Annotated in this window: 16 protein-coding genes and 1 riboswitch; of the genes, 5 read left to right on the top strand and 11 right to left on the bottom strand. The window is 65.7% G+C overall.

Annotated features, from left to right (window positions below; genetic code table 11):
* Positions 1 to 117: 117 nt before the first annotated feature.
* Positions 118 to 837 carry a glutathione S-transferase family protein gene (locus H1S04_RS15465; protein ID WP_181746416.1) on the top strand — a complete coding sequence of 240 codons (720 nt, stop codon included), beginning with the start codon at positions 118 to 120 and terminating at the stop codon, positions 835 to 837.
* 118 nt (positions 838 to 955) lie between these two features.
* On the opposite strand, the gene phoB is transcribed toward H1S04_RS15465, so the two are convergent.
* The 7 genes from phoB to aroC all read right to left on the bottom strand — a co-directional run bounded on the left by phoB (position 956) and on the right by aroC (position 8,140).
* Positions 956 to 1,648, bottom strand: coding sequence for a phosphate regulon transcriptional regulator PhoB (phoB, locus tag H1S04_RS15470; RefSeq protein ID WP_181746417.1), 693 nt, complete (start codon positions 1,646 to 1,648; stop codon positions 956 to 958).
* 3 nt (positions 1,649 to 1,651) lie between these two features.
* The gene (gene phoU, locus H1S04_RS15475; RefSeq protein WP_181746418.1) at positions 1,652 to 2,377 is read right to left on the bottom strand and encodes a phosphate signaling complex protein PhoU; all 726 of its coding nucleotides are present in this window, start codon (positions 2,375 to 2,377) and stop codon (positions 1,652 to 1,654) included.
* An 11-nt stretch (positions 2,378 to 2,388) separates the two neighbouring features.
* Positions 2,389 to 3,186: a phosphate ABC transporter ATP-binding protein PstB gene (gene pstB, locus H1S04_RS15480; RefSeq protein WP_181746419.1), complete on the bottom strand. Its 798-nt coding sequence runs from the start codon at positions 3,184 to 3,186 to the stop codon at positions 2,389 to 2,391.
* A 21-nt stretch (positions 3,187 to 3,207) separates the two neighbouring features.
* On the bottom strand, positions 3,208 to 4,569 hold the full coding sequence (gene pstA / locus H1S04_RS15485; protein ID WP_181746420.1) for a phosphate ABC transporter permease PstA: 1,362 nt from the start codon (positions 4,567 to 4,569) through the stop codon (positions 3,208 to 3,210).
* A complete protein-coding gene (pstC, locus tag H1S04_RS15490; RefSeq protein WP_181746421.1) occupies positions 4,566 to 5,750 on the bottom strand; it encodes a phosphate ABC transporter permease subunit PstC in 1,185 nt (394 codons plus the stop codon). The genes pstA and pstC overlap by 4 nt, the downstream gene beginning before the upstream one ends.
* 59 nt (positions 5,751 to 5,809) lie before the next feature.
* Positions 5,810 to 6,841 (bottom strand): PstS family phosphate ABC transporter substrate-binding protein, encoded by a 1,032-nt coding sequence (locus H1S04_RS15495; RefSeq protein WP_181746422.1) that lies wholly within the window; start codon positions 6,839 to 6,841, stop codon positions 5,810 to 5,812.
* Positions 6,842 to 7,039: 198 nt separating this feature from the next.
* Positions 7,040 to 8,140 (bottom strand): chorismate synthase, encoded by a 1,101-nt coding sequence (aroC, locus tag H1S04_RS15500; protein ID WP_181746423.1) that lies wholly within the window; start codon positions 8,138 to 8,140, stop codon positions 7,040 to 7,042.
* A 112-nt stretch (positions 8,141 to 8,252) separates the two neighbouring features.
* Positions 8,253 to 8,349, top strand: a riboswitch (TPP riboswitch).
* A gap of 36 nt (positions 8,350 to 8,385) precedes the next feature.
* On the opposite strand from aroC, the gene H1S04_RS15505 reads away from it, so the two are divergent.
* The 3 genes from H1S04_RS15505 to H1S04_RS15515 are packed head-to-tail and all read left to right on the top strand — an operon-like array spanning position 8,386 to position 11,580.
* Complete coding sequence (locus H1S04_RS15505; protein WP_181746424.1) at positions 8,386 to 9,375, top strand: thiamine ABC transporter substrate binding subunit; 990 nt, start codon at positions 8,386 to 8,388, stop codon at positions 9,373 to 9,375.
* Complete coding sequence (locus tag H1S04_RS15510; protein WP_181746425.1) at positions 9,351 to 10,901, top strand: ABC transporter permease subunit; 1,551 nt, start codon at positions 9,351 to 9,353, stop codon at positions 10,899 to 10,901. The genes H1S04_RS15505 and H1S04_RS15510 overlap by 25 nt, the downstream gene beginning before the upstream one ends.
* Complete coding sequence (locus tag H1S04_RS15515; protein ID WP_181746426.1) at positions 10,888 to 11,580, top strand: ATP-binding cassette domain-containing protein; 693 nt, start codon at positions 10,888 to 10,890, stop codon at positions 11,578 to 11,580. Before H1S04_RS15510 ends, H1S04_RS15515 begins: the two co-directional genes overlap by 14 nt.
* Here H1S04_RS15515 and H1S04_RS15520 read toward each other — a convergent pair.
* The 4 genes from H1S04_RS15520 to H1S04_RS15535 form a co-directional block, all read right to left on the bottom strand.
* Positions 11,568 to 11,912, bottom strand: a complete 345-nt coding sequence (locus tag H1S04_RS15520) for a DUF2794 domain-containing protein (protein ID WP_181746427.1) — start codon at positions 11,910 to 11,912, stop codon at positions 11,568 to 11,570. The two genes, H1S04_RS15515 and H1S04_RS15520, sit on opposite strands and share 13 nt — an antisense overlap.
* A gap of 81 nt (positions 11,913 to 11,993) precedes the next feature.
* Positions 11,994 to 12,284 (bottom strand): I78 family peptidase inhibitor, encoded by a 291-nt coding sequence (locus H1S04_RS15525; RefSeq protein WP_181746428.1) that lies wholly within the window; start codon positions 12,282 to 12,284, stop codon positions 11,994 to 11,996.
* Positions 12,284 to 12,628, bottom strand: a complete 345-nt coding sequence (locus H1S04_RS15530; protein ID WP_181746429.1) for a hypothetical protein — start codon at positions 12,626 to 12,628, stop codon at positions 12,284 to 12,286. The genes H1S04_RS15525 and H1S04_RS15530 overlap by 1 nt, the downstream gene beginning before the upstream one ends.
* Before the next feature lie 155 nt (positions 12,629 to 12,783).
* Positions 12,784 to 13,434 (bottom strand): TetR/AcrR family transcriptional regulator, encoded by a 651-nt coding sequence (locus tag H1S04_RS15535; RefSeq protein WP_181746430.1) that lies wholly within the window; start codon positions 13,432 to 13,434, stop codon positions 12,784 to 12,786.
* Between the two features lie 151 nt (positions 13,435 to 13,585).
* Here H1S04_RS15535 and H1S04_RS15540 point away from each other — a divergent pair, with 151 nt between their 5' ends.
* Positions 13,586 to 15,013, top strand: coding sequence for a Glu/Leu/Phe/Val dehydrogenase (locus tag H1S04_RS15540; protein WP_181746431.1), 1,428 nt, complete (start codon positions 13,586 to 13,588; stop codon positions 15,011 to 15,013).
* The last annotated feature ends 445 nt before the right edge of the window (positions 15,014 to 15,458 follow it).

The raw sequence follows: 15,458 nt of genomic DNA on the forward strand, positions 1-15,458 counted from the left end.
TCCCTGCTGCGCCTATCACATAGCGTCCCGCAGGTCCGGGGGCAATGCAGGCAGGCCGTTGCCGAGCGGGATCGCGCACAGTTGAAACGACCCCGCCCCTTCGCGTATCACCTTGCCATGACCGACCCATACGCCCAGACCGCCCCCGCCGCCCGCGCATCCTCCGGCCAACCGGCCCGGCTGTATCACACCCCCTTGTCGCCCTTCTCGCGCAAGGTCCGGCTGGTGCTGGCCGAAAAGCGGATCGAGGTCGAACTGGCCGAGGAGCGTTACTGGGAACAGGGGCCCGAGCTGTTCCGCCGCAACCCCGCCGGGAAGATCCCGGTCCTGCGCCATGACGGCATGCTTCTGGCCGAAAGTCAGGCCATCTGCGAGTATCTGGACGAAACCGTTCCGAACCCGCCGCTGATGCCCGACACCGCCGCAGGCCGCTATGAGGTGCGGCGCCTCTGCGCCTGGTTCGACGACAAGTTCAACGCCGAGGTCACCCGCCCGGTTCTGACCGAACGGGTGTGGAAGAAGGTCCAGAAGACCGGCTATCCCGACAGCCGCGTGGTCAAGGCGGGTCTCGGCGCGGTGAAGGCCCATATCGACTATATGCACCGCCTGCTGGAGGAGCGCCGCTGGCTGGCCGGCCCGACGCTGAGTCTCGCCGATTTCGCGGCGGCGGCACATTTCTCCTGCCTTGATTACATCTCGGACGTGGATTGGGACCGCTCGGATCTGGTGCGGCAATGGTATGCGACGATCAAGTCGCGCCCGGCCTTCCGCAGCGTTCTGGCCGATCAGGTGCCGGGACTGCACCCGGCGCCGCATTACGCGCAACTGGACTTCTGAACGTCGGCGCTCGCCGGACGCCGAGGAAACTGCGCGCTGAGTATCGGCAAGCCCGAGGTGTCCGGCATCTTCTGTGCCCAGACAACTCGGGGGTGCGGGGGGCATGCCCCGCGCCGTTTCAGCCCAGAGCGTATCCGGTGCCGCGCACCGTGCGCACCGGATTGTCGCCGCCATTCTGCATCAGCGCCTTGCGCAGACGCCCGACATGCACGTCGATGGTGCGGCTGTCGACATAGATGTCGCGGCCCCAGACCCGGTCCAGCAGCTGTTCGCGCGTCCAGACCCGGCCGGGCTTTTCCATCAGCGTCGACAGCAGCCGGAACTCGGTCGGACCAAGATGCAGCGCCTGTCCGGCCCGGAAGACCCGGTGTTCGCCCGAATCGAGGATGATGTCGGAGAAGCTCAGCCTCTCTCCCATCGTCGCGGGCCGGGTCCGGCGCAACTGGGTGCGCAGACGTGCCATCAGTTCGACCACGGAATAGGGTTTGACCACATAGTCATCCGCGCCGGTTTCAAGGCCGCGGACGCGGTCGCCCTCATCCCCGCGCGCCGACAGCATGACGATGGGAATGGGACGGGTGGCCGGGTCGGCCTTGATGCGGCGGCAGATCTCGATCCCCGAGATATTGGGCAGCATCCAGTCCAGCACGATCAGGTCGGGGTCTTCCTCGGCCACCAGCAACAGCGCCTCGTCGCCGTTTTCGGCCATGACCACCTCGAAGCCCTCGGCCTCAAGGTTGTATTTCAGCACTTCGCGTTGCGCGCCTTCATCTTCGACGATCAGGACACAGGGGGTCTGACGGCGGGCCATGGATCACCCCTCGGCCTGGGTTTCGGCAGTGCGCACCACGCCGTCGCTTTTCGGCCGCGCCTCGCCCGGAAGCGTGCCGGTGACCAGATAGATCACCTGTTCGGCGATGGCGGTGGCGTGGTCGCCCATCCGTTCGATGTTCTTGGCGATGAAATGCAGATGCATACAGGGGGTGATGTTGCGCGCGTCTTCCATCATATAGGTCAGGAATTCGCGGAACAGCGCGTTATACATCTGATCCACTTCCAGATCCCGGTCGCGCACGTCATTGGCCAGCACCGCGTCGCGCTGGATATAGCTGTCGAGCGCATCCTTCAGCATCCGGTCCACGGTCATCGCCATCCGGCGCAGCGCCATGCCCGCCCCGTCGATCACCGGCAGCGTCGCAAGCACGTGGCTGCGCTTGGCCATGTTCTTGGCGTAATCGCCCACCCGCTCCAGCGCGGCGGAGATCTTGATGACCGTCAGCACCAGCCGCAGATCGGTGGCCGCGGGGGCGCGCAGCGCGATCAGCCGGGCCGCTTCCTCGTTCACCTGCGCATCCAGTGCATCGATTTCCCTGTCGCGGCGGCGGACATCCTCGGCCAGCTCGTCGTCGAAGGTCTCAAGCGCGGTGGCGGCATCGGCGATGGCGCGTTCGACCATACCGCCCATGCGCACCACCAGCGCCTGAATGGTTTCCAGATCACGGTCGAAGGCCGAAGCAATATGCGGTTTTTCGGTGTTCATGGCATCCTCCCTCAGCCGATCCGGCCCGAAATATAGCTTTCCGTCCGCGGGTCCTGCGGCCGGGTGAAAATGTCGTCGGTCGCCCCGTATTCGACCAGATTGCCCAGATGGAAAAAAGCCGTCTTCTGGCTGACGCGCGCTGCCTGCTGCATCGAATGGGTCACGATCACCACCGAGAAATCCTGCCGCAGCTGGTCGATCAGTTCTTCGACCTGGCTGGTGGCGATGGGGTCAAGCGCCGAACAGGGCTCATCCATCAGCAGCACTTCTGGCTGGGTCGCGACCGCGCGGGCGATGCACAGGCGTTGTTGCTGGCCGCCCGAAAGGCCGGTGCCGGCCTCTTGCAGACGGTCCTTGACCTCGTTCCACAGGGCGGCGCCGCGCAGAGATTTCTCGACGATCTCGTCCAGTTCGCCGCGCGTGCGTGCCAGCCCATGGATGCGCGGACCGTAGGCGACATTGTCATAGATCGACTTCGGGAAGGGGTTCGGCTTCTGGAACACCATGCCGACCTTGGCGCGCAGCTGCACCGGATCGACGCGCTTGTCATAGATATCCTCGCCATCCAGCAGGATCTTGCCGTCGACGCGGGCGGCATCGATGGTGTCGTTCATGCGGTTGATGCAGCGCAGGAAGGTCGATTTCCCGCAGCCCGAGGGGCCGATGAAAGCCGTGACCGTTTTGTCGAGGATATCGACATTCACATCCTTGATGGCGTGTTTATCGCCGTAATAGACCTGCACGCCGCGGGCCGAGATCTTGATCTCATCCTGTGTCAACTTACGCTCCACGATGCTCATGTCGTTCATGTTTTCACCCTTGCGGCCGCATTACCAGCGGCGCTCGAACCGGCGACGCAGCCAGATGGCGGCCAGGTTCATGATCAGAAGGAAGACCAGCAGCACGATGATCGCCCCGGCGGCGCGTTCAAAGAAGGCCGGATCGGCGCGGCGGGTCCAGTTATAGATCTGCACCGGCAGCGCCGATGCCGGATCAAAGAGACCGGCAGGCGGAGCGTCGGGATAATCCTGCACGAAGGCCACCATGCCGATCAGCAGCAGCGGCGCGGTTTCGCCAAGCGCATGGGCCAGCCCGATGATGGTGCCGGTCAGGATGCCGGGCATGGCCAGCGGAAGAACGTGGTGGAAGACCGTCTGCATCCGGCTGGCCCCGACCCCAAGCGCTGCATCGCGGATCGAGGGCGGCACCGCCTTCAGCGCCGCACGGGTGGCGATGATGATGGTGGGAAGCGTCATCAGCGTCAGCACCAGGCCGCCGACGATGGGCGCGGACCGGGGAAGCCCCACGAAATTGATGAACACCGCCAGCCCGAGGATGCCGTAGACGATGGACGGCACGGCGGCGAGATTGGCGATATTCACCTCGATCACGTCGGTCAGGCGGTTCTTCGGCGCAAACTCCTCCAGATAGATCGAAGCCGCGACCCCGATCGGCAGCGCCAGCACCAGCACGATCAGCATCATATAGGCCGAGCCGAGGATGGCCACACCCAGACCCGCCGATTCGGGCCGGGTTTCCGAGGCGTCGGCATTGGTCAGGAAGCCCATGTTGAAGCGGGTCTCGAGCACGTCGCGCGATTTCAGTGCGTCCGCCAGCGCCAGCTGCGCCGGGCTGGTCTTGCTGTCGCGCGCGGCCTGCTCGGCCGTCACCCGCCCTTTGAAATAGCCGTCGATGCGCGAACTGGTCAGCGCCGGCACCGTCACCACCTGCCCGATCAGTTCGGGATCGTTGAGCACGGAAGCGCGCAGGTTGGCCTTGGCCTGATCGGACAGGAAGCCCTTCAGATCCCTGTCGCTCAGCCCCTCGATCTGCAGGTTTTCCTTCGCGATGTAATCCTTCAGGCCGGTCGTCAGCAGCTTTTCATAGCTGAGCGTCAGGACTTTCCGCATCTCCTCGGGGTTGCGATTGCCCTTCGGATCGACAACCGAAGCGTCGATCGAGACCGGAATGGTCGCATAGGTCTGGCGGAAAGCGCTGGAGCCGTCGGCGAGGATCGTGCTCAGCAGCCAGAACAGCGCCGCGATGGCGAGGCCGATGGCGATGATGCCGTAAGCGCGGAAGCGGGTCTCGGCGGCATTGCGGCGGCGGGTGCGGGCGTCGGCGATCAGCAGCGATTTCATCGCGGGCTCGCCGGCGGATTCGGGGACGACGCCGGAGGTGGTATCGGTCATTCGTATTGCTCCCGATATTTGCGCACGATGTAGAGGGCGAAGATGTTCAGCGCCAGGGTGATGACGAACAGCGTCAGGCCAAGCGCGAAGGCGACCAGCGTTTCGGGGCTGGCGAAGTCATTGTCGCCGGTCAGCTGGCCGACGATCTTGACGGTGATCGTGGTCATCGCCTCGAACGGGTTGCCGCTGATCCGGGCCATGGCGCCGGCGCCCAGCACCACGATCATCGTCTCGCCGATGGCGCGGCTGGCGGCCAGCAGGATCGCGCCCACGATGCCCGGCAGGGCGGCGGGCAGCACCACGTTGCGAATGGTTTCCGAGGGTGTGGAGCCCAGCCCCAGGCTGCCGTCGCGCAGGCTTTGCGGCACCGCATTGATGATGTCGTCGGACAGCGAGCTGACGAAGGGGATCAGCATGATGCCCATCACGATGCCCGCCGTCATCACCGACGACCCGCTGTCGCCAAGACCTGTGGGTGCGGCGATCCAGTCGCGCAGCAGCGGCCCGACCGTCACCAGCGCGAACAGGCCGTAGACGATGGTGGGAATCCCGGCGAGGATCTCGATCGCGGGTTTCACCCAGGCGCGCACGCGGGGACCGGCATATTCGGACATGTAGATGGCGGCAAACAGCCCGATCGGCACCGCCACCAGCAGCGCGATCAGCGAAATATAAAGCGTCCCCCACAGCAGTGGCAGCATCCCGAGTTTGGAGCCACCGCCGAAGGCGGGCGTCCATTCGGTGCCGAACAGGAAGTCCTGCCAGGGATACATCCGGAAGAACTGCGCCGATTCAAAGACCAGCGACAGGATGATGCCGAGCGTAGTGGCAATCGCGACCGAGGAACACAGGATCAGTCCGGCTTTCACCACCTGCTCGACCATGTTGCGGGCACGGAAGTCGGGTGTGGTGCGGCTGAGCGCGAAGATCACGCCCGCAATGGCGGCGGCGAGCACCAGCAGCGCGCCCAGATTGCTGGACCCCAGCGCAAGACGGGTCACGACCAGCATAAGCACGGCAGGGACGAGGGCGGACAGCGCCGCATTCCAGCCGTAATAGACGGGGCGCGAATGCAGACGGCGGGGGTCGCCGTTCGCGCCCTCCAGCGCCCGGCGGCGGCCCAGCACATAGGCGGTGGCGGCCAGAACCAGCACCAGCAGGATGATCCACGATACGGGCATGATGTTCCCCGGACAAACCGACGGGCCGGACGGCGTGAATGCCGCCCGGCCGCGCGTTGTTACTGGATGACGGTTTCGTCAGCCACGACCTTCTGGACATCGGCCAGCTTCGGATCGGGGACCAGTCCGTAGGCGGCCAGCGGGCCGTCGGGGCCGGCGATCTCGTCCGAGACGAAGAACTCGGCGTATTCCTTCAGGCCCGGGATCACGCCGATATGGTCTTTCTTGACGTAGAAATACAGCGGACGCGAGACCGGGTATTCGCCCGAAGCGACGCTGTCGACCGAAGGCGTCACGCCGTTGATTGTCGCCACTTTCAGCTTGTCGGTGTTGTTTTCATAGAAGGACAGGCCGAAGACGCCAATGCCGTTCTTGGCGCTGTCGATGCGGGCCAGCGTCTCGGTGTAGTCGCCGTCGATATCGACCGATTTTCCGTCGGTGCGCAGGGCCTTGCAGGCGGCTTCGGCGGCTTTTTCGTCACCGCCATTGGCGGCGGCGAAGGCCTCCAGCGCGCCGGCTTCCTTGCAGCCCTCGATCAGGACCTTTTCCTCGAACACTTCGCGGGTGCCGTGCTTGGTGCCGGGCACGAAGACCAGAATGTCCTGTGCGGGCAGGTCGGGGTTCACGTCCGACCATTTGGTCGCGGCATTGGCGCTGACCGCACCATCCGTGACCACGTCCTTCGCCAGCGCCAGGAACACGTCCTTCGGCGTCAGCACGAAATCGGCGCCGTTCACGTCAGAGGCGAAAACGATGCCGTCATAGCCGAACTGGACCTCGATGATGTTGTTCACACCATTGGCCTTGCAGGTCTCGATCTCGGCATCCTTGATCTTGCGGCTGGCATTGGCGATGTCGATGGTGTTTTCGCCCACGCCTTCGCAGAACTGCTTCAGCCCCGCCGAGGAGCCGCCGCCTTCCACGACCGGCGCGGCGAAATCGGTGTTTTCGGCAAAAGCCTCGGCGACGATGGTCGCATAGGGCAGAACGGTCGACGAGCCCGAGACCTGGACCTGATCGCGGGCCGAGGCGACCGAGGCGCTGGCGGCGATGAGGGCGAAGGCCGAGACGGCAAGCTTGACGGATTTCATAGGATCACTCCTGAACGCTTTTGGGTGGCACGAATTGGCCTGCGCATTCCCTAGTGCGGGAACACGACGCTTATGCGACGGAAATGTGACGGTTTCATGACAAGGCGTGCGGGCAGGCCAAGCCCCTGATATCGGGTCCTGAATCAGTGCGGGGCCGCGCGGGGTGGCCCCCGGTGGTGCCAAACGGCGATTCGCCCTTCAGCCGATGCGGCCGCGCTGCCCGCCGGTCTGTGCACGGTCCAGCAGCAGTTGATCGAGAATCACGCAAGCCGCCATGGCTTCGGCAACGGGCACGGCACGGATGCCGACACAAGGGTCATGACGGCCCTTGGTGATCAGCTCGATCTCCTCGCCGGCTGCATTGATGGTGCGGCGCGGCGTCAGGATCGAGCTGGTCGGCTTGACCGAAAACCGCACCACGATGTCCTGACCGGTAGAGATCCCGCCCAGAATCCCACCAGCATGGTTCGACAGATATTCCGGGCCGTCCGGTCCCATGCGGATCTCGTCGGCGTTTTCAGTGCCGGTCAGGGCGGCCGCATGCATCCCCTCGCCGATCTCGACGCCCTTGACGGCATTGATCGACATCATCGCGGCCGCCAGTTCCGTGTCCAGCTTGCCATAGACCGGCGCGCCCAGACCTGGCGGACAGCCGCGGATCAGCACCTCGACCGCGGCGCCGACGCTGTTCTGCGCCTTGCGGATGCCGGTCAGATAATCCTCCCATGCCTGGGCGGCGCCGGCATCGGGCAGGAAGAACGGGTTCGCCGCGATCGCGGCCTCGTCAAAACGGGCCGGATCCAGCCGCATCTCGCCCATCTGAACCATGTAGCTGAGGACCTGAAGCCCCGGCACCAGATCGCGCAGCACCGCCTGCGCCACCGCGCCCGCCGCTACCCGCGCCGCCGTTTCGCGCGCCGAGGACCGGCCGCCGCCGCGATAGTCGCGGATGCCGTATTTCTGGTGATAGGCAATATCGGCATGGCCGGGGCGGAAGGCCTGCGCGATTTCGCCGTAATCCTTGGAGCGCTGATCGGTGTTTTCGATCATCAGCATGATCGGCGTGCCGGTGGTGCGGCCTTCGAACACCCCCGAGAGGATGCGGACGCGGTCAGCCTCCTGCCGCTGGGTGGTGTTTTTCGACGTGCCGGGACGGCGGCGATCCATGAAGGGCTGGATCCAGTCCTCGGCCAGGGCCACGCCGGGCGGGCAGCCGTCGACGACGGCGCCAAGCGCAGGGCCGTGGCTTTCGCCCCAGGTGGTGACGCGGAAAACATGGCCGAAGCTGTTCAGGCTCATCGCGGATCTCCTTTGCCCCTTCGTTAGCGGCCCGCGCCTGCAGCGGCAAGGCGGCTGCATCCCGCCCCCTGCGAAGATCGCCCTTGCGCGCGCCTGCGGCTTTGCCCATGCTTGCAACGCCTCGGGGGGCCATCCGGCTGAGACGCGCTTGCGGACCCGTTGAACCTGATCCGGTTGACCCCGGCGGAGGGAAGGTTTCGCTGCCCTTTCTTTCCGAAGCCTGACGAAGAAAAAAGGAGGAAGCGATGCGATACCCCGCTCTTGCCCTGCTGACGGGCGCCCTGACGGCCGCCACCCCGGTCCTGGCCGCAGGCCCGGAATTCACTGTTTACGCACCGGATTACTTCGCCTCGGAATGGGGCCCCGGCCCCAAGATCGAGGCCGGTTTCGAGAAGATCTGCGGCTGCGATCTGGTGCTGGTGACCGGCGACGTGCTGCCGCGTATCCTGCTGGAAGGCGACAGGACCAAGGCCGACGTGGTGATCGGGCTGAACACCGACGTCACCCTGCGCGCCCGCGAATCGGGGCTGTTCGCGCCCCATGGGCAGGACCTGTCCGGGCTGACCATGCCGGTGACCTGGACCGATGATACCTTCCTGCCCTTCAACTGGTCGGAAATCGCCTTCATCTATGATGCGAACCGGCTGAAGAACCCGCCTGCGACCTTCCAAGACCTGCTGGACGCGCCCGATGACCTGAAGATCCTGATCCAGGACCCGCGCAGTTCGGTCTCGGGGCTGGCGATGCTGCTATGGGTCAAGTCGGTCTATGGCGACAAGGCGCTGGAAGCCTGGCAGAAGCTGCGCCCGAAGGTGCTGACGGTGACGCCGGGCTGGTCGGAATCCTATGGCATGTTCACCGATGGCGAGGCGGATATGGTCCTCAGCTTCACAACCTCGCCGGCCTATCACATCGGGGCCGAGCAGGACACCTCGAAGCGCGCCGCCATCTTCCCCGAGGGGCATTATTTCATGGCGGAACTGGCCGCCCGGCTGAAATCCTCGGACCAGCCGGAACTGGCGGAGAAGTTCATGGAATACGTGCTATCACCGGATTTTCAGGGCATGATCGCCGAAGCCAACTGGTCCTACCCCTCGAAGCTGGCGCGCGACCAGCTGCCGGCCTATTTCGCCGCGCTCGACCGGCCCGAACGCACCATCTTCCTGTCGGAAACCGAGGCTGAGGCGCTGCGCAAGCCCGCGCTGGAAGAATGGCTGAGCGTTTTCGCGCAATAGCCCTTTCGCCGGGGATGATCGCCGGCGCGGCGGTGATCGTGCTGGTGATCGGCACGCTGGCGGTCGTTGCAGCTACGGCGGGGGGGCTGTCGGCCCTGGGGCCGTGGGACTGGCGCGCCGTCCGCTTCACCCTGTGGCAGGCGGCGCTGTCGGCGACCTTGTCGGCGCTGCTGGCGGTGCCGGTGGCGCGGGCGTTGGCGCGGCGGCGCTTTGCCGGGCGCGGGCTGCTGATCACGCTGCTCGGCGCGCCCTTCATCCTGCCGGTGATCGTGGCGATCATGGGGCTGATCGCGGTCTTCGGCCGCAATGGGCTGGTCAATGCCGCGCTGGCGCCGCTGGGCCTCGGCCCGGTCAGCATCTATGGCTGGCAGGGCGTCATCCTGGCGCATGTCTTCTTCAACCTGCCGCTGGCGGTGCGGATGGTCCTGCACGGCTGGCAGGCCATCCCGGCCGAGCGTTTCCGCCTGGCCCAGTCGCTGGGCTTCACCCCCGCCGATACCGCGCGCCATCTGGAACGCCCGATGCTGCGCGAGGTGCTGCCGGGCGCGTGGCTGGCGGTGTTTCTGGTCTGCCTGACCAGCTTCGCCGTGGCGCTGGCACTGGGCGGCGGCCCCCGCGCCACCACCATCGAGCTGGCGATCTATCAGGCTTTCCGCTTCGATTTCGACATGGGCAAGGCCGCGACGCTGGGGCTGATCCAGGTGGGGTTATGTCTGGTGGCGCTGCTGCTGTCGCGGCGGGCGACGGTCACGGCGGGGTTCGGTGCCGGGCTGGACCGCGACCTGCCGCTGCCCGCACCGCCCGGCTGGCGGCGCGGCGCCGATACGGCCGCGATTCTGCTGGCCGCCGCCTTCCTGCTGGTGCCGATGAGCTTCGTCATCCTGCAGGGCGCCCCCCGCATCCCGGCATTGCCCGATGCCGTCTGGTCCGCTGCCGCGCGATCGGTGGTGATGGCGCTGATCTCGGCCGCGCTGACGCTGACGCTGGCGCTGGCACTGGCGCTTTCGGTCGCCGAGGGGCGCTCGTGGGTCGAGGCGGCGGGCATGTTGCCCATCGTCGCCTCGCCGCTGGTGCTGGGAACGGGGCTGTTCCTGCTGCTGCGCAATGTGGCCTCGGCCCCGCAGATGGCGCTGCCGGTCACGGTCATCATCAATGCGGTCATGGCGCTGCCTTTCGCGCTGCGCATCCTGATCCCCGCCGCCCGCACCCTGCGCGCCGATTACGGGCGGCTGGCGGATTCGCTGGGGATGCGGGGGATGGCCCGACTGCGCCTGCTGACGCTGCCCCGTTTGTCCGGTCCGCTGGGCTTTGCCGGCGGCCTGTCCGCCGCGCTGGCGATGGGCGATCTGGGCGTCATCACGCTGTTCGCCGACAGCCGGAACCCGACGCTGCCGCTGCAGCTTTACCAGTTGATGAACAGCTATCGCATGGCCGACGCCGCCGCCTGCGCGGTGGTGCTGATGGCGATCAGTTTTGCGCTGTTCTGGATCTTCGACAAGGGAGGCCGCCTGCATGCTGCGCTTTGACCGGGCCGAGACGCGGCTGGGCGACTTCGCCCTCAGCGCCGATTTCTCCGTCGCCGCCGGCGCGCGGCTGGCGGTGATCGGGCCATCGGGATCGGGCAAATCGACGCTGCTGGGAATGATCGCGGGCTTCGTGCCGCTAAGCGCGGGTCGGATCGAATGGGAGGGCCGTGACCTGACCGGCACACCGCCGGGGGCGCGACCGGTCTCGATCCTGTTTCAGGACCAGAACCTGTTTCCGCATCTGACCGTGGCGCAGAATGTGGGCCTCGGCCTGCGGCCGGATCTGCGGCTGTCGCCGGATCAGCGCCAGGCCGTGGTCGAGGCGCTGCGTCAGGTCGGGCTGCAGGATCTGGCCAACCGCCGCCCCGCGCAGCTTTCCGGCGGCCAGCAAAGCCGGGTGGCGCTGGCACGCGTGGCCTTGCGCGCCCAGCCGATCCTGCTGCTGGACGAGGCCTTCGCCGCGCTCGGCCCGGCGCTGAAGACAGAGATGCTGGCATTGCTGCGCCGCATCGCCGATCGCGACGGCACCACCGTGCTGATGGTGACGCACGATCCCGACGATGCCCGCGCCTTCGCGCCCGAAACGGTGGTGGTGATGGACGGCGTGGCCCATCCGCCGATGCCGACCGGCGCGCTGCTGGACCATCCGCCCGAAGGGCTGCGCGCCTATCTCGGGTGATCGACGGCGCGGATCAGCTTGCGGTCGAAGACCCGCAGGACCTGGGCCAGATCGTGGCCGCGTTTCAGGATCCGCCCATCCATCGCGATCACCGCATAGATCCCTTGCGCCTGGCGCAGCTTCGGCCGCTTCTCGACGCGGTAGATCGGCGTCTCGGCGGCATGGCGGAAGATCGAAAACACCGCCACATCGCTGAGAAAGGCCATCGCATAATCACGCCATTCGCCCGCCGCGACCATACGCCCATAGACCGACAGGATGGAGGCGAGCTCGCCCCGGTCGAAGGCGACACGGTCGGGCTGCGGAGCGAACGGCTGCGACGGGCTTTGCATGACGGGATGGTGACACCGCATCCGCCCGCGATCAATCATAAAAGCGGAAAAGCAGGCGGGACCAGCATGGCCCCGCCCGGTTCAGAAGCAGGACACCTTGGTAATGGTGTTCCTGCCGTCATATTCGATGTTCAGCCGGGTGGGGTCGTAATCGGCATTCACAGCCATGTCCGGGCCGATCTGGCGTGGCACGCTGGGCAGCGCCCTTACATCCATCCCGTCCAGCTGCGTGCCGACCAGCTTTTGCAGCTTCGAGGCCCCACAGGCATCCGACGGCGCCGGCGGCTGCGCGCCGCCCGGTGCCAGTTCGGTCTCGGTGCAGGCGGTCAACGCGCCGAGCATCAGCCCGGCCACCGCCCAACGCCCGGCCATCAGCCGCAATCCACGCCGGAAATCAGCCCGGTGGCGTCCAGGCGGAACACGATCCGAAGCGGGTTGTATTCCTGCGGCTCGATCCCGCGGTACTCGACCACACGATATTCGCGGGTGATCCCCAGCGTCGGGATGACGGCACCCGGCTGGCCGACGTAAGTGGCATAGGTGCTGGCCTTGCAGGCATCCGGCTTGCGCTCGGTCAGGCCGTCATCGGCCACGGTCGGCAGCGGCTCGATCCCGGCGGGCTGCACCGGAACATCGGTGGCTACACCGCCCCCGACACAACCGGCCAGCATGGCGACTGCGGCAAGCGAGGCGAAAATACGGGGCGTTTTCGTCATTCTGTTCATCTGTTCCTGCGGTTTCAACGATGCGGCATCAGGCCCCGGCCAGGCCGGGGTCCTGCGCAACCTATACGCGTCCGGGGCCAGCGTGTTAAGCCCACCCTGCGCCGCCATCGGGCCGGCGGCGCAGCAATGCCACAGGCGCAGGCGCGCTATTCGTCCAGCAGCCGCAACGCCGCAGCGGTGCCGAACGCGCGCAGGAACACGATCACCGCGTTTTCCACCGTCCGGCGGATGGCTCCGTCGTCGACCCTCTCGCGGCCCAGCAGCATCACCGGCTCGCGCACCTGCACCCCGCAAAGCTGCACGAAACTGTCTGCGGCCAGGTTCATGTCCGCGATGTCCCGCCGCAGCATGCCGTCATGTTGCCAGAGGTGCAGGCGCCGCTCCAACCCGCGGCGCAGCGCGCGCGGGCCGATTTCGTAATATTCGGCGGCAAGATCGGGGAAGCGCCGGGCCTCGGCAATGGCCAGCCGCAACGTGCGCGAGCCGAGTTCGGACACCAGATGGCTCGCGATCATGTGACCGGTGAAGCGCAGCACCTCATGGATGGGCAGATCCATGCCGACCAGCGTGTCGCGGCCGATCTTTTCCCGTTCCAGCTCACCACGAAATACGGCCGTGAACATCAGCTGCTTGTCGGGGAAATAGCTGTACAGCGTCGCCTTGGAGACAGCCGCCGCACGGGCAATGTCATCGACACTCGCCCCCTCGTAGCCATGTTGCATGAAAACGCTGCGGGCGCCTTCCAGGACCTGATCGAATTTGCGGCCCTTGGTGATGAGCCTATCCTCGTTAAACATCTCACTTGCCTACATTGGCACCAATAATTTGCTTCTATGCCACCGTGCCCAACCTTCACAAGGTCCGGCGGGCTCCGCCGAAAGGCGTTGCGAATTTCCGCCGCAGCGGTGATGCTCTGCCAAATGATTAGGCAAATGCGGAGTTTGTACCATGTCCAATCCTCACCCCTCGTTTCGTGATTCAGTCGACCGCATGTTCACCCATGCGGCCTCGCTGATGAAATTGCCGCCAGGGCTGGAAGAAAAGATCCGCGTTTGCAACTCAACCTATACGGTGCGTTTCGGTGTTCGCCTGCGTGGCGCGATCCATACCTTCACCGGCTACCGCTCGGTCCATTCCGAACATATGGAGCCGGTAAAGGGCGGTATTCGCTATGCAATGTCGGTAAATCAGGACGAGGTCGAGGCGCTGGCGGCACTGATGACCTATAAGTGCGCGCTAGTGGAGGTTCCTTTCGGGGGTTCCAAGGGGGGTCTGCGGATCAACCCGCGCGAGTGGGACGAGGACGAGCTGGAACGGATCACCCGCCGCTTCACCTACGAGCTTTCGCGCCGCTCGCTGATCTCGCCCTCGCAGAACGTGCCTGCCCCCGACATGGGCACGGGCGAGCGGGAAATGGCCTGGATGGCGGACGCCTACAAGCGCCTGCATCCCGATGACATCAACGCCAAGGCCTGCGTCACCGGCAAGCCGGTGACCATCGGCGGCATCCTCGGCCGGGTCGAGGCGACCGGGCGGGGGCTGCAATACGCCCTGCGCGAGTTCTTCCGCCACCCCGAAGCGTTGAAGCGCGCCGGCGTCGAGGGCAGTCTGTCGGGCAAGCGGGTCGTCGTGCAGGGTCTGGGCAATGTGGGCTATCACGCCGCCAAGTTCCTTCAGCAGGAAGACGGCTGCGTGATCGTCACCGTGGTCGAATATAACGGCACCGTGTCGAACCCGGACGGCCTCGATATCGAGGCGCTGAAGGCGCATGTCAACGAAACCGGCAGCGTGGCCGGATTCCCCGGCGCCACCTTCCGCGAAGCCGGTCTGGAAGGGCTGGAGGATGAGTGCGACATCCTGATCCCCGCCGCCGTGGAAAGCGTCATCACCGAGGAAAACGCCCCCCGCATCAAGGCCAAGCTGGTGATCGAGGCCGCAAACGGCCCCGTCACCGCCGAGGGCGACGAAATCCTGAAGAAACGCGGCATCGTGGTGATCCCGGACATGTATGCCAATGCCGGCGGCGTGACGGTGTCCTATTTCGAATGGGTCAAGAACCTGTCGCAGATCAGCCTCGGCCGGTTGGAGCGGCGCCACGAAGAAGCCCGCAACCGCATGCTTGTCGAAGAAATCACCCGGCTTTCGGCGGATTCCGGGGTGAAATGGACGCTGTCGGACGGTTTCAAGGAAGCCTATCTGCACGGCGCCGACGAGCTGGAACTGGTGCGCTCGGGCCTCGATGACACCATGCGCGAAAGCTACATGAAGATGCAGGAAGTCTGGTTCGGCGATGATCGCGTCGAGGACCTGCGGACCGCGGCCTATGTGGTGGCCATCCGCCGCATCGCCAATGTCTACGGCTCACTCGGGCTGTAAGCACCGGCAGACTGGTGGGATCGGCGGCGCGCATCGCCGCCGGTCCATTTTTTTTTGCGCTGATCGGGCCGACGCGGTCAAAGTCTGCAGCGCCTCCGCCGTATGATGCCTGCGCCTGTCGATCGTAATCGCCGCTCGCGGCGACCGCGCGCCCTCGCGGCAAGCTGGGCAGGCTGCAGCATTTCCCGTCCGTGGTCAGCCGATGATCCCATGAGTCGACGCGTTGATCCGGTCTGCGGCAACTGGACCGCCCCTCCGGTCAACAGCACCCGCGCGTCATCTCGCGGCCATACGGCAAACGGTCATTCAGCGGGATGATCGCATTTCCCGTGACAATCTGCGGCCATCGGGCGACGGGCGGCCTGTCGATACCGTCTTCGCCCAGCCGTTCCAGCCCCTGCGGCATGGGTCGAAAGTACCCCGATATGGACCGCGCGCGCCACTG

It is taken from the genome of Paracoccus sp. S1E-3 (assembly GCF_013868135.1).
GTDB lineage: Bacteria > Pseudomonadota > Alphaproteobacteria > Rhodobacterales > Rhodobacteraceae > Paracoccus.

What these genes read in the sequence shown, in the direction of transcription:
- H1S04_RS15510 (WP_181746425.1), top strand. Translation starts at nt 9,351, where the DNA reads ATGGCTGAGCGTTTTCGCGCAATAGCCCTTTCGCCGGGGATGATCGCC.
- H1S04_RS15505 (WP_181746424.1), top strand. Translation starts at nt 8,386, where the DNA reads ATGCGATACCCCGCTCTTGCCCTGCTGACGGGCGCCCTGACGGCCGCC.
- phoU (WP_181746418.1), bottom strand. Translation starts at nt 2,377, where the DNA reads ATGAACACCGAAAAACCGCATATTGCTTCGGCCTTCGACCGTGATCTG.
- H1S04_RS15540 (WP_181746431.1), top strand. Translation starts at nt 13,586, where the DNA reads ATGTCCAATCCTCACCCCTCGTTTCGTGATTCAGTCGACCGCATGTTC.
- H1S04_RS15515 (WP_181746426.1), top strand. Translation starts at nt 10,888, where the DNA reads ATGCTGCGCTTTGACCGGGCCGAGACGCGGCTGGGCGACTTCGCCCTC.
- H1S04_RS15535 (WP_181746430.1), bottom strand. Translation starts at nt 13,434, where the DNA reads ATGTTTAACGAGGATAGGCTCATCACCAAGGGCCGCAAATTCGATCAG.
- pstA (WP_181746420.1), bottom strand. Translation starts at nt 4,569, where the DNA reads ATGACCGATACCACCTCCGGCGTCGTCCCCGAATCCGCCGGCGAGCCC.
- pstB (WP_181746419.1), bottom strand. Translation starts at nt 3,186, where the DNA reads ATGAACGACATGAGCATCGTGGAGCGTAAGTTGACACAGGATGAGATC.
- H1S04_RS15495 (WP_181746422.1), bottom strand. Translation starts at nt 6,841, where the DNA reads ATGAAATCCGTCAAGCTTGCCGTCTCGGCCTTCGCCCTCATCGCCGCC.
- H1S04_RS15525 (WP_181746428.1), bottom strand. Translation starts at nt 12,284, where the DNA reads ATGGCCGGGCGTTGGGCGGTGGCCGGGCTGATGCTCGGCGCGTTGACC.
- H1S04_RS15465 (WP_181746416.1), top strand. Translation starts at nt 118, where the DNA reads ATGACCGACCCATACGCCCAGACCGCCCCCGCCGCCCGCGCATCCTCC.
- phoB (WP_181746417.1), bottom strand. Translation starts at nt 1,648, where the DNA reads ATGGCCCGCCGTCAGACCCCCTGTGTCCTGATCGTCGAAGATGAAGGC.
- H1S04_RS15530 (WP_181746429.1), bottom strand. Translation starts at nt 12,628, where the DNA reads ATGACGAAAACGCCCCGTATTTTCGCCTCGCTTGCCGCAGTCGCCATG.
- pstC (WP_181746421.1), bottom strand. Translation starts at nt 5,750, where the DNA reads ATGCCCGTATCGTGGATCATCCTGCTGGTGCTGGTTCTGGCCGCCACC.
- aroC (WP_181746423.1), bottom strand. Translation starts at nt 8,140, where the DNA reads ATGAGCCTGAACAGCTTCGGCCATGTTTTCCGCGTCACCACCTGGGGC.
- H1S04_RS15520 (WP_181746427.1), bottom strand. Translation starts at nt 11,912, where the DNA reads ATGCAAAGCCCGTCGCAGCCGTTCGCTCCGCAGCCCGACCGTGTCGCC.